This window comes from Rhodococcus sp. NPDC003382, assembly GCF_053589135.1.
Genome location: NZ_JBSFRH010000014.1, coordinates 113,022 through 125,200, shown reverse-complemented (window position 1 = coordinate 125,200; position 12,179 = coordinate 113,022). Strand labels below are relative to the sequence as shown.

The window sequence follows — 12,179 nt, the reverse complement described above, 5'->3', positions numbered from 1 at the left end:
GCCCCGAACCCGCTGCACGAGCAGCGGGATCGGGGCCGCGCGTTCCGGACCCCTTGGGGTCAGAGTGCATCCGTGCCTCGTTCTCCGGTGCGGACTCGGATCACCGACTCGACGGGGGTGACCCAGACCTTTCCGTCACCGATCTTCCCGGTCCGCGAGGCCTCGACGATCGTCTCGACCACCTTGTCCACGGCGGCGTCGTCGACGACGACCTCGACGCGCACCTTGGGCACGAAGTCGACCGAGTACTCGGCCCCGCGGTAGACCTCCGTGTGGCCCTTCTGGCGTCCGTACCCCTGGACCTCGCTGACGGTCATGCCAAGCACGCCCGCCTGCTCGAGACCCGCCTTCACGTCTTCGAGGGTGAACGGTTTGACAATTGCCGTGATCAGCTTCATTTCCTCTTCCTTCCCAAGTCTCTGCCGTGCCGCTACTTCGTCTTCTTATCTCACCGGAGCGCCGAGACGAAGTCGTATGCGGATTCCGCGTGCTCCGACTCGTCGATGCCGCGCGCCTCTTCCTCGGGCGACACACGCCAGCCGAGCGGCTTGAGCGCGAATGCGATCACGGCGGTGACGATGGCGGTGAACACCACGGCGACCAGGGCGATCACGATCTGCACGACCAGCTGCTTGTAGTCGCCGCCGTAGAACAGGCCGGTCTCGGTGGCGAGGAAGCCGATACCGATGGTGCCCCACAGGCCGGAGACCAGGTGCACGCCGACGACGTCGAGCGAGTCGTCGTAGCCGAACTTGAACTTCAGGCCGACCGCGAGGGCGGACAGCACACCGGCGACGACACCGAGGGCGATGGAGCCGACCGGGCTCAGCGCGCCGGCCGCGGGGGTGATGGCGACGAGACCGGCGACGGCACCGGAGGCGGCACCGAGGCTGGTGGCCTTGCCGTCCCGGATGCGCTCGGTCAGGAGCCAGCCGAGGATCGCGGAAGCGGTCGCGGTGGTGGTGTTGACCCAGGCCAGGCCGGCGACACCGTCGGCGGCGAACGCGGAACCGGCGTTGAAGCCGAACCATCCGAACCACAGGAGCGCGGCGCCGAGCATCACGAACGGCAGGTTGTGCGGACGCATCGCGACCGTGCCGAAGCCGGCGCGCTTGCCGATGACCAGGGCGAGAACCAGAGCGGCCATACCGGCGTTGATGTGCACGACGGTGCCACCGGCGAAGTCGATCGGGGCGACCGCGGCGGTCAGGCCACCTTCACCGTCGTCGACCGTGCCGAACAGCTTCGCGGCGATGCCGTCCTCGGAAGCGGACAGGAGGCCGCCACCCCACACCATGTGGGCGAGCGGGAAGTACGCGAAGGTCACCCACAGGCCGGAGAACGCGAGCCACGTTCCGAACTTCACGCGCTCGGCGAGAGCGCCGGAGATGAGCGCGGTGGTGATGATTGCGAAGGTGACCTGGAAACCGATGTCGATGATCTGCGGGTAGTCGCCGAGGCCGGGGAGGAATCCACCCTCCTCGTCGTAGATCGCGCCCTGGAGACCGAAGAATTCGAACGGGTTGGCGAAGATGCCGCCGACACTCTCGGTGCCGTAGGACATCGACCAGCCCCACAGAACGTAGATCACGCCGATCACAGCCATGGCGCCGAACGACATCATCATCATGTTCAGCACCGACTTGGCGCGCGACATGCCGCCGTAGAAGAACGCCAAGCCCGGTGTCATCAGCAGCACCAGCGAGGCCGCCATCAGCATCCATGCTGCGTCGCCGGTGTTCACCACTTCCTCCACTTGCAACCTCCCTAGATACCGCGCCGGTCAGCGCGTGATTGAGGAAAGCTTGCTGCCGAGATGTTTCCGTGGAAGCGCCGTGTTGTTTCCACGAAGTGAACGGGATCCCGCTTCGTGTTTCTTCTCTGTTTCCCGGTTTGCGTTCTTCGTCCGAAGCGTCCGAAAAATGGGAAAAACCGCGCGCGACACGGGTTCCGCGCACCCCTGCCGGGGATGCGGATCGTATCGTCGCGCGGCTTCCCTTTCGCCGTCGACTGCGACGAGCGGGCGTCCGCTCAGCCGAGCAGAGCGTCCACGAAGGCGCCCGGTTCGAATGGCGCCAGGTCGTCGGCACCCTCCCCGAGACCCACGAGCTTCACCGGCACACCCAGTTCGTGCTGGACCTGGAAGACGATGCCACCCTTGGCGGTCCCGTCGAGTTTCGTCAGGACGACACCGGTGATGTCGACGACCTCCGCGAACACGCGGGCCTGCGTGAGCCCGTTCTGACCGATCGTCGCGTCGAGCACGAGCAGGACCTCGTCGACCGCGGCCTTCTTCTCGACGACCCGCTTCACCTTCCCGAGTTCGTCCATCAGACCGGTCTTGGTGTGGAGCCGCCCGGCGGTGTCGATGAGCACGGCGTCGACCCCGTTCTCGATGCCGCGGGAGACGGAATCGAACGCGACGGCCGCGGGGTCACCGGCCTCCTTGCCGCGCACCACCTCGGCGCCGACGCGCTCTGCCCAGGTCTGCAGCTGATCGGCGGCGGCGGCACGGAACGTGTCGGCGGCACCGAGGAGCACGCGGCGCCCGTCGGCGACGAGCACGCGCGCCAGCTTGCCGGTCGTGGTGGTCTTGCCGGTGCCGTTGACACCGACGACCAGCAGGATGGACGGGTGGTCGTCGTGTGGCAACGCCCGGATGGACCGATCCAGCTCGGGGTGCAGTTCGTCGACGAGCACGTCACGCAGGACCGCGCGCGCGTCGGCCTCGGTGCGCACGTTGCGCGCGGCCATCTCGTGCCGCAGTCGCTCGACGATCTTGGTGGTGGTCGCGGCACCGAGGTCGGCGATGAGGAGGGTGTCCTCGATCTCCTCCCACGAGTCCTCGTCGAGGTCGCCGCCGCCGAGCAGGCCGAGCAGGCTCTTGCCCATCGCCGACTGGGAGCGGGCCAGCCGGCCACGCAGCCGGTCGAGGCGACCGGCGGTCGGAGCGATCTCCTCGATCGCGGGTGCGGGGGCGGTCTCCGGCGCGGCGGTCTCCGGCACGGCGGTCTCCGGCGCGGTCACGACCTCGGGCTCGATCACCTCGGGCTCGGGCGTGACCACTTCCGGTTCCGGCGCGGCCACCTCGGTTTCCGGCACGGTCTCCGCCGGAGCAGTCTCGGTCGGCGCTGTCTCGGCCGGGGCAGTCTCGGCCGGGGCGGTCTCCGCGACCGGCGCCTCGGTCACGGCCTCGGCGGGTGCTTCCTCGGGAGCGGGCGCTACCTCGGTGGGTGCTTCCTCCGCGACCTCTTCCGGCGCAGGCGCAGGCGCAGGCGCGGGCGCCGGGACCGGCTTGGGAGCGGGCGGCGCCTCGGTGACCTCCTGCGGCAGCTTGACCGTCGGAGGTTCCGGCCGCGGTGCGGGCGCCGGCCGTTCGACGGGTTTCGGCGCCGTCGCGGTCGAACCCTGACTGAAGGAGAACCCGCTCTGGGCCTTGTACCCACCGGATCGGTCCTTGGGTTCGGCCTCGATCTCCTTGGTCGGCGTCGAGGTCAGCGACACCTGCCGCCTGCGGTACAGCGTCAGACCGACGACGAGTGCGACGAGGACGACCGCCAAGACGGCCGCGATGATTATCCAGGCTGCGGTACTCACGCACCCATACTGTCAGGCCCCACCGCGGGTTTCAGGCGCGGGGAACGAGATCACCGCCCGTGGCGTGCTCCTCGGCGACGTCCGTGTTGGTGCCGTTCACGTCCTGACCACCCACATCCTGACCACCGACATCCCGACCTCGCAGCCGCTGTGAGATCACCCGGGTGATGCCGTCGCCGCGCATGCTCACGCCGTACAGCGCGTCGGCGATCTCCATGGTGGGCTTCTGATGCGTGATCACGATCAGCTGCGACTTCTCCCGCAACTGTTCGAACAGGCCGATCAGACGACGCAGGTTCGTGTCGTCGAGGGCGGCCTCCACCTCGTCCATGACGTAGAACGGGGACGGCCGGGCGCGGAAGATCGCCACGAGCATCGCGACCGCCGTCAGGGACTTCTCGCCACCGGACAGCAGCGACAGGCGCTTGACCTTCTTGCCCGGTGGCCGCGCCTCGACCTCGATACCGGTGGTGAGCATGTCCGACGGGTCGGTGAGCACCAGCCGGCCCTCACCGCCGGGGAACAGCTTCGCGAAGACCTGCTCGAATTCGCGTTCCACGTCGGCGTACGCCTCGGTGAACACCTGCAGGATGCGCGCGTCGACCTCCGCGACCACCGACAGCAGGTCCTTGCGGGCGTTCTTGACGTCCTCGAGCTGGGTGGCCAGGAAGTTGTAGCGCTCCTCCAGCGCCGCGAACTCCTCGAGAGCGAGCGGATTGACCTTGCCGAGCGTCGCCAGGTCCTTCTCGGCCCGCTTGGCGCGGCGCTCCTGGGTGGCCCGGTCGTACGGGACCGGCTGCGGTGCGACCACCTGTTCGCCGCGCTCGCGGGCCTGCTCGTACTCGGCGATCTCCAGCGGGCTCGGCGGCATCGGGACGTCGGGACCGTACTCGGCGATGAGGTCGTCGAGGCCGATGCCGTGCTGCTCGAGGATGGTCTGTTCGAGTTGTTCGATCCGCAGCGCCGCCTGCGCGCGGGCCACCTCGTCGCGGTGCACGGCGTCGGTGAGCTGGTCGCGCTGTGCCGTCAGGTCGCGGACCAGTTCCTTGACGCGGTCGAGTTGCTCGGTGCGTTCGGCGCGCTGGCGGGTGAGGGTGTCGCGGTGCTCGAGCGCGGCGGCGACCACCTCGTCCAGGTGCGCCGCGACCCGGGCACCGGATTCCGCGACCGCGGCGGCGACGGCCGCGGCCTGCTTGCGGGCGCGCATCGCGCGTTCGGCGCGGGCACGGGCCTCACGTTCGGCCTGCGCGGCGCGACGCAGCGAGTCGGCCTTGCCGCGCAGGGCCTCGGCGCGTTCCTCCGCGGTGCGCGCCGCAAGCCGGGCTTCGACCTCGACAGCTCGGACCTCGGCGAGCGCGGCGGCCGCGACCTCGCGTTCCGCCGCGGTCGAATCGGTGCCGGTGTCGTCGCCGGTGCCGGATTGTTCGCTCTCGGCCCGGCGCAGGCGTTCCTCGAGTTCGACGAACTTCTCGCGTGCCGCGTCGCGTTCCGCTTCCGCCTTGGCGCGCTGCGCGGCGAGCCGGTCGGATTCGGCGTGAGCGTTGCGCGCGGCCTGTCCGAGCCGGCCGAGCTGCTCGTACACCGCGGACATCTCGGCGTCCGACTCGTTGAGCGCGGCGAGGGTCTGTTCGGCGATCTCGGCACGCGAGGCCTGCTCGGCGAGCGCCCCGGCCAGCGCGGCGGCGAGGTCCTCGGAGCGGCGAACGGCCTGCTCGAGTGCGCGTTCGGAGGTTTCGATCGCGGCCTGGATCTCGAGGGTGCTGGGCGCGCGGTCGGAGCCGCCGAGCACCCAGCCGGCACCGGCGAGGGCACCGGCGCGGGTGACGGCACGCAGCTCCGGACGCCGGGCGCACAGGTCGGTGGCGGCGGCGAGATCGTCGACGACGACGGTGCGTGCGAGCAGTGCGTCGACGCCGCCGCGCAGGTCGGCGGGGCAGGAGACGACGTCGCGTGCCCACCGCGCACCGGCCGGCAGATCACCGCCGTCCTCGGAGGCGGCACCGCCGGCGGCGACGAGTGCGACACGACCCTGATCGGCGGCATCGAGAGCGGCGACCGCGGCGAGGGCGGACTGGATCGACTCGGCGGCGACCGCGTCGGCAGCCGGACCCAGCGCCGCGGCGACCGCGGTCTCGTAGCCGGGTTCCACCTGCAGCCGCTCCGCCAGCGGCCCGAGCAGACCCGCGTCGGGTCGGTGTTCGAGGAGCCAGGCGGCGCCGTCCTTGCGTTCGAGGCCCATGGACAGCGCTTCGATGCGCGCGCCGAGGGACGCGACCTCCTTACCGGCGGCACGCTCGGCGTCCTGCAGTTCCTTGACGCGTTCGTCGGCGATGCGCAGCGCTTCGAGCGCGCGCTCGTGCTGGGCGTCGGCGTCGATCTCCCCGGCGTCGAGATCGTCGATGCGGGCCTGCGCGGTCTCGAACTCGGCCTGCGCCGCGACACCGCGCAGCCGGGCCTCCTCGATGGCGACGGTCAGCCGCGCGACTTCGGCGTCGATCGATTCGGCGCGGGTGCGCATCGTGTCGACCTGGCCGGACAGCCGGGCGAGGCCTTCGCGGCGGTCGGCGACGGCACGCACCGCAGCCAGATGCGCCCGTTCCGCGGTGGCGGCCGCCTCCTCCTGCACGGCGAGCTGTTCCCGGGCGGCCTCGAGGGTGCCGTGGGCGATCTCGACGGCCTCGAGGAGTTCGGCCTCCTCTTCCGCGATGCGGTCGGCGCGGGCCTCCATCTCGTCGGGGTCCTGCCCGGACCGGGCGACCGGGGCTTCGTCGAGGTGGCGGGCCCGTTCCTGTGCGATGCGCACGGTCGCCCCGAGCCGTTCGGCGAGCGCGGACAACCGGAACCAGGTCTGGGAGGCCGCTTCGGCGCCCGGGGTCAGGCGCGCCACGGCCTGCTCGTGCCGGGCGAGTTCGGCGTTCGCCTCGTCCAGCGCGGCCAGGACGTGGTCGAGGCGTTCACGGACGATGCGTTCCTGCTCGTCCTGTCCGGCGAACTCGGCACGCCGGGTGACCAGATCGTCGGCGGCCAGCCGGAGCCGCGCGTCGCGCAGGTCCGCCTGGATGGTCTGGGCGCGCCGCGCGACCTCGGCCTGACGTCCGAGCGGTTTGAGCTGGCGGCGCAGCTCCGCGGTCAGGTCGGTCAGGCGCGCGAGGTTCGCCTGCATCGCGTCGAGCTTGCGGACCGCCTTCTCCTTGCGGCGGCGGTGCTTGAGGACCCCGGCGGCCTCCTCGACGAAGGCACGCCGGTCCTCGGGACGCGACTCGAGGATCGCGGAGAGCCGGCCCTGCCCGACGATGACGTGCATCTCGCGGCCGATGCCCGAGTCGGAGAGCAGTTCCTGCACGTCCATGAGGCGGCACGAGGTGCCGTTGATCTCGTACTCGCCGGCACCGTCGCGGAACATGCGGCGGGTGACGGACACCTCGGAGTATTCGATGGGCAGCGCGCCGTCGCTGTTGTCGATGGTCAAGGTGACCTCGGCGCGGCCCAGCGGCGGGCGGCCGGCGGTGCCGGCGAAGATGACGTCCTGCATCTTGCCGCCGCGCAGCGCCTTGGCGCCCTGCTCCCCCATCACCCAGGTCAGGGCGTCGACCACGTTCGACTTTCCGGAGCCGTTGGGTCCGACGACACAGGTGATGCCGGGTTCGAAACGCAGAGTCGTCGCGGACGCGAAGGACTTGAAGCCCTTGAGCGTCAGACTCTTCAAATACATGAGGAAAAACCCTACCTGCGCGCTACCGCTCGACGAATCCGGTCAGATCTCCGCGTGCCGGTTCCCACGATTCGACGACGAGCCGCACCTCGCCGGGGGTCTGCCCGGAACGCAGCCACGCGAGGAGGCGTTCGAGTGCGGGACGCGGTCCTTCCGCGATGACGAGCACCCGGCCGTCCGGGTGGTTGGTGGCGTGCCCGACGAGACCGAGTTCGAGGGCCCGGGCCCGGGTGAACCACCGGAAGCCCACACCCTGCACGCGTCCGTGCACCCACGCGGTCAGACGTTCGGCCGAGCCGGATGCAGGGGTGGTCACGGTTGCCTCCTCTTCCTCTATCCGGCCGCGGGGCGTGCGGCGCGGACGGTGCCGTCGAAACCGGTGGTGTAGATGGTGTTCGGATCCCAGCCCGGTCCTGCGCCGAACGCGACCGACGAGACGAGCGGGATGCCCTCCGCGACGCGGCAGGTCTCCCCGGTCTCCGGGTCGACGCGCAGGATCGCGCCGGCCAGGTTCAGGGCGATGTACAGCGCGCCGTCCGGTCCGAGCGTCAGGTCGTCCGGTGCCTGCAGCAGGCCGGGTCCGGGCAGGTCGATGCTGCGCACCGGCCCGGTGAGGTCGCCGGCGTCGAGGACGTGCAGCCGGTTGACGCCTTCGAACGTGGTGACGGTGTAGACGGTCTCGCCGTCGACCTCGATGCCGTTGACAGAGCCGAGGTCGGTCCGCAGCACGGCGCCCTCGCCACCTCCGGCCGGAACGTGGGACAGGCCCACCGCGCCCAGGTCGCGCGACGTGAGGAACGAACCGTCGTGGAGCACACCGAGACCGTTCGGCATGACCAGTCCGGTCGCGACGGTGCGGCGTTCGCCGGTGTCCAGGTCGACGGCGTCGATGGTGCCGTCGGGCGTGTCGGCGAGCCCGGCCGCGGTGGTGTTGCCGACGTTCAGGTAGGCGGTGGCGCCGTCGACGACGATGCCGCCCGGCCCGGTGACGTCGTCCAGGACCGTGTCGACCGTGCCGTCGGGTGCGACCCGCCGCAGCGCGCCGTCGCCGGCGAGGGTGCCGTCGGAGACGAGCAGCCCACCGCGCCCGTCGAATGCCAGATTCTCGAGCACCCCGAGTGCGGACGTCACCGTGGTGACGGTGCGCGGTGCGCAGGCTGCCGGTTCGGCGGTCGCCGACGGCACCGCGACCGTTCCCAGGAGGACGGTCACGGCCGCAGCCCCGACCGCGATCCGTATCTCGTTGTTCCCCATCTGCTCCCCCCTCCGAGCTACTGCCTGCGACCGATCACGAGTCCGCGGTGATCGTCAGGCTCACCTTCGTGCCGGACTTGAGGGTACGGCCGACGGTGCACACCTTGTCGACGGACCGCTCGACCAGCGTGAGCAGGCGCTGCTGCGCGTCGGCGTCGAGTTCGGACAGGTCGAGGATCATCTCCTCCTCGAGGTGCGGGTACACCTCGTTCTCCCGGTCCGCGGGGCCGGAGACCTTGATGGTGGCCTCGTAGTCGTCGCCGAGCCGGCGCGACAGCGGGAAGTCGGAGCTCATGCCGGAGCAGGCGGCAAGCGCGATCTTCAACAGCTCACCGGGGGTGAACACACCCTCGACGGTCTCGGAGCCGATGAGCACTTCGGCGCCGCGCGAGCTGCGTCCCGTGTAGCGGCGGGTGCCGGTGCGCTCGACCCACAGTTCGGTGGGCGGGGTGTCGGGAGTCTGGTCAGCCATGGCTCGAATCCTGCCACGGCGCACCGACGGCACCGTCACCGAGGACCGTCGGAGTCCGATCGAGGACACCGGAACGGGTCGAGGCGGGATCCGGCGGCGACGATTTCCGTGGCCACGGGCACCAGCGGGATGTTGCGCTTCTGCGACAGGCACCGAGCAGCGGATTCGGCGTGCGCCGGGAAGGGAACCCTGGGGCCGGACGTCCTACGGCGCTGTGCCGTCATCGCGTCCGTCGCCCGGGTCGCGAACCGAGGAGCGAGAATGAGGTACCTGTCCGACGGTGAACATCGGCGCCGGTTCCTGGCCGCGGTGCGCGCCACCGGACTGTCCCTCGAAGAACTCTGGCTGCGCTACTTCGGCCTCGGCGGCGACGCCGGCAAGATCGAGATCGACGCGTATCTGAGCGGTCTGGCACCGTTGTCGTCGCTGCAGCACGATCTGCTGGCGCACGCGATCAACGAGCGGCTCGACGAGATCGCGCCGCCGCGCGCCCCCTATGCCGAGGAACTCGTCCGGCCGACGGAGCCCACGCCGTCGGAAGCCGGGGACGACGTCGACACCGGTGACGGACAGGATTCGGAACCCGGGTCCGGTTCTTCCGACGCTTCCGATGAGTGACGCAGCGCAGCCGCGGTACGTCAGATTCGACGAACCCGCGGGCGGGGCTGGCACTTGGGGCAACTGTAGGACGAGCGGTTCATGAACTTCTCGCGGCGGATCGCGGAGCCGCACCGCGAGCACGGCCGGTTCTCCTGGCCGTACACGTCCAGGGAACGGTCGAAATAGCCGGATTCACCGTTGACGTTGACGTAGAGCGCGTCGAACGACGTACCGCCCTGCGCGAGTGCCTCCCCCATCACCTCATGCGCCGCCGCCAGCACCGCCTTCAGCTTGGGCCGCGACAACGTGTCGGTGATCCGGTTTCCGTGAAGCTTTGCCCGCCACAAGGATTCGTCCGCGTAGATGTTGCCGACACCGGAGACGACGGTCTGGTCGAGCAGCGCGCGCTTGATCTCGGTGTGCTTGTCCCGCAGGACCTTCACGACCGCGTCGGCGTCGAATCGGGGATCCATGGGGTCGCGGGCGATGTGCGCCACCGGCACCGGCAGCAGGTCGCCGTCGACCTCCACGAGCGGGGCGAGCGCCCAGCCGCCGAAGGTCCGCTGGTCCACGAACCGCAGATCCGCGCCGTTGTCCAGCACGGCGCGGATGCGCAGGTGCTTCTCGTCGGCGACGGACGGCGGCTGCACGAGCATCTGACCGCTCATGCCCAGATGCACGACGAGCGCCATGTCGGCGGGCTCGAGCACCAGCCAGAGATACTTGCCGCGTCGCTGCACGTCGACGAGCGTCTGCCCGGTCAGCTGGAGCGCGAGATCGCGCGGACCGGGTTCGTGCCGGCGCACCGCACGCGGATGCAGCACCTGCACGGATTCGATCGCCGCACCGAGCACATGCTCGTGCAGACCACGGCGGACCACCTCGACCTCGGGGAGTTCGGGCACCGCGGATCAGTTCTGTTCGGTGTCGGTCTCGTCGTTCCCGGCGACCGCGTCGCCGGCATCGGAGGTCGCGCCGTCGGTCAGCGCCTGCCACGCCGCGGCCGCCGCCTTCTGCTCGGCTTCCTTCTTGGTGCGACCGACGCCGACGCCGTACGGAGAACCGGCGACGAGCACCGTCGCCGTGAATTCCTTGTCGTGGTCCGGGCCCGTCGCGGAGATCTCGTAGACGGGGACACCCACACCGCGTTCGGCGGTGAGTTCCTGCAGGCTGGTCTTCCAGTCCAGTCCGGCTCCGAGCCGCGGACCGCGCTCGAGGAGATCGGCGAACAACCGGAGCACGACGCTGCGCGCGACGTCGATGCCGTGTTCGAGATGGACTGCGCCGAGCAGCGATTCCATGCCGTCGGCGAGAATGCTGGCCTTGTCGCGGCCGCCGGTCAGTTCCTCACCCTTGCCCAGCAACAGGTGCACACCGAGACCACCCTCGCCGAGACCACGGGCGACCTCCGCGAGCGCGTGCATGTTCACCACGCTCGCACGGATCTTGGCGAGTTCGCCCTCGGACCGGTCCGGGTGCGTGAGGTAGAGCTTTTCCGTGACGGTGAGGCCGAGAACCGCGTCGCCGAGGAACTCGAGGCGCTCGTTGGTCGGCAGTCCCCCGTTCTCGTAGGCGTACGACCGGTGCGTGAGCGCCAGCCGCAGCAGTTCGGGGTCCAGTGTCACGCCGAGGGCGGCGAGGAGAGATGCGTGATCCTCCTCGCCGCCCACGGACGGTGTATTCATCGACTTGTTCGCCACGATGCCTACCGAATCAGACGGCAGCGGTCACCTGACGGCCGTTGTACGTGCCGCACGACGGGCACGCCACGTGAGGCAGCTTCTTCTCGCCACAGCCGCGGTTCGGGCAGGTGACGAGGGTCGGCGCAGTGGTGTTCCACTGGCTGCGCCGCGACCGGGTGTTGGAACGCGACATTCTGCGCTTGGGGACGGCCACGTCTACTTCTCCTCGTTGTTCTTGCTGTCAGGTGCACTGCTGGGTTCTTCGGATCCTGCGCCGATGGCAGCTGCCAACCCAGCCCAGCGAGGATCGATTATTTCATGCCCGTGCCCGGATTCCGCAATCGCCAGGCGAATGCCGCATTCCGGGCACAGTCCCGCGCAGTCGTCGCTACACAACGGCCGCAGCGGAAGCTCCAGTCCGACGGCGTCGACGATGACCGGCTCCAGGTCGATCTCGTCGTCCACCATCCGGTAGACCTCGTCCTCCTCGGTGGTCTGTTCCGTGACGCTGTTCGGGTAGGCGAACAACTCCGTGAGATACAGGCCAACCGAGCCGGTGAACGGCTCGAGGCACCGCGAGCACTCGCCGACGGTCTCGGCGCGGACGGTGCCCGTCACGAGCACGCCCTCCGACACCGCCTCGAGCCGCAGATCGAGTTCCACATCCGTGCCCTCTTCGATCGCGACGAGGTCGAGACCGATACGCGAGGGCGACGGGACGACCCGGCTCACCGTTCGCATCGAGCCCGGGCGACGGCCGAGAGAGATCACGTCCAGCACAAGACCCTCGTCCCGGGCGGGACGAGACGCACTGTGATGACGGGAAGACACGGCAACTCGCTTTCGGATCGACGGCACGAAG

General features: G+C 69.9%; 12 protein-coding genes. 1 reads left to right on the top strand and 11 read right to left on the bottom strand.

Annotation, left to right across the window (positions count from 1 at the left end; all coding sequences use genetic code 11):
- Positions 1–59: 59 nt before the first annotated feature.
- From ACWDUD_RS12435 to ACWDUD_RS12405, 7 genes are all read right to left on the bottom strand, one after another.
- The gene (locus ACWDUD_RS12435) at positions 60–398 is read right to left on the bottom strand and encodes a P-II family nitrogen regulator (RefSeq protein WP_068160495.1); all 339 of its coding nucleotides are present in this window, start codon (positions 396–398) and stop codon (positions 60–62) included.
- Positions 399–448: 50 nt separating this feature from the next.
- Complete coding sequence (locus ACWDUD_RS12430; protein WP_450109515.1) at positions 449–1,756, bottom strand: ammonium transporter; 1,308 nt, start codon at positions 1,754–1,756, stop codon at positions 449–451.
- Positions 1,757–2,031: 275 nt separating this feature from the next.
- Positions 2,032–3,597 carry a signal recognition particle-docking protein FtsY gene (gene ftsY, locus ACWDUD_RS12425; RefSeq protein ID WP_450109514.1) on the bottom strand — a complete coding sequence of 522 codons (1,566 nt, stop codon included), beginning with the start codon at positions 3,595–3,597 and terminating at the stop codon, positions 2,032–2,034.
- A gap of 31 nt (positions 3,598–3,628) precedes the next feature.
- A complete protein-coding gene (gene smc, locus ACWDUD_RS12420) occupies positions 3,629–7,309 on the bottom strand; it encodes a chromosome segregation protein SMC (RefSeq protein ID WP_450109513.1) in 3,681 nt (1,226 codons plus the stop codon).
- Between the two features lie 22 nt (positions 7,310–7,331).
- Positions 7,332–7,625 carry an acylphosphatase gene (locus tag ACWDUD_RS12415; protein ID WP_450109512.1) on the bottom strand — a complete coding sequence of 98 codons (294 nt, stop codon included), beginning with the start codon at positions 7,623–7,625 and terminating at the stop codon, positions 7,332–7,334.
- Positions 7,626–7,642: 17 nt separating this feature from the next.
- The gene (locus ACWDUD_RS12410) at positions 7,643–8,563 is read right to left on the bottom strand and encodes an SMP-30/gluconolactonase/LRE family protein (RefSeq protein ID WP_450109511.1); all 921 of its coding nucleotides are present in this window, start codon (positions 8,561–8,563) and stop codon (positions 7,643–7,645) included.
- Positions 8,564–8,597: 34 nt separating this feature from the next.
- Positions 8,598–9,035, bottom strand: a complete 438-nt coding sequence (locus tag ACWDUD_RS12405) for an OsmC family protein (protein ID WP_197256146.1) — start codon at positions 9,033–9,035, stop codon at positions 8,598–8,600.
- 261 nt (positions 9,036–9,296) lie between these two features.
- Between ACWDUD_RS12405 and ACWDUD_RS12400 the strand changes: the two genes are divergently transcribed.
- On the top strand, positions 9,297–9,653 hold the full coding sequence (locus ACWDUD_RS12400; protein ID WP_450109510.1) for a hypothetical protein: 357 nt from the start codon (positions 9,297–9,299) through the stop codon (positions 9,651–9,653).
- Positions 9,654–9,673: 20 nt separating this feature from the next.
- Here ACWDUD_RS12400 and mutM read toward each other — a convergent pair whose 3' ends face one another.
- The 4 genes from mutM to ACWDUD_RS12380 are packed head-to-tail and all read right to left on the bottom strand — an operon-like array spanning position 9,674 to position 12,148.
- On the bottom strand, positions 9,674–10,540 hold the full coding sequence (mutM, locus tag ACWDUD_RS12395; RefSeq protein ID WP_248673531.1) for a bifunctional DNA-formamidopyrimidine glycosylase/DNA-(apurinic or apyrimidinic site) lyase: 867 nt from the start codon (positions 10,538–10,540) through the stop codon (positions 9,674–9,676).
- 6 nt (positions 10,541–10,546) lie between these two features.
- Complete coding sequence (rnc, locus tag ACWDUD_RS12390; protein WP_197256191.1) at positions 10,547–11,320, bottom strand: ribonuclease III; 774 nt, start codon at positions 11,318–11,320, stop codon at positions 10,547–10,549.
- Positions 11,321–11,348: 28 nt separating this feature from the next.
- A complete protein-coding gene (gene rpmF / locus ACWDUD_RS12385) occupies positions 11,349–11,531 on the bottom strand; it encodes a 50S ribosomal protein L32 (protein ID WP_003939052.1) in 183 nt (60 codons plus the stop codon).
- Positions 11,532–11,533: 2 nt separating this feature from the next.
- Complete coding sequence (locus tag ACWDUD_RS12380; protein WP_450109509.1) at positions 11,534–12,148, bottom strand: YceD family protein; 615 nt, start codon at positions 12,146–12,148, stop codon at positions 11,534–11,536.
- Positions 12,149–12,179: the final 31 nt, after the last annotated feature.

Bases quoted from the DNA above. Each gene is read 5' to 3' on its own strand.
- ACWDUD_RS12435 (WP_068160495.1), bottom strand. From the start codon at position 398: ATGAAGCTGATCACGGCAATTGTCAAACCGTTCACCCTCGAAGACGTG.
- smc (WP_450109513.1), bottom strand. From the start codon at position 7,309: ATGTATTTGAAGAGTCTGACGCTCAAGGGCTTCAAGTCCTTCGCGTCC.
- ACWDUD_RS12410 (WP_450109511.1), bottom strand. From the start codon at position 8,563: ATGGGGAACAACGAGATACGGATCGCGGTCGGGGCTGCGGCCGTGACC.
- ACWDUD_RS12405 (WP_197256146.1), bottom strand. From the start codon at position 9,035: ATGGCTGACCAGACTCCCGACACCCCGCCCACCGAACTGTGGGTCGAG.
- ACWDUD_RS12400 (WP_450109510.1), top strand. From the start codon at position 9,297: ATGAGGTACCTGTCCGACGGTGAACATCGGCGCCGGTTCCTGGCCGCG.
- rnc (WP_197256191.1), bottom strand. From the start codon at position 11,320: ATGAATACACCGTCCGTGGGCGGCGAGGAGGATCACGCATCTCTCCTC.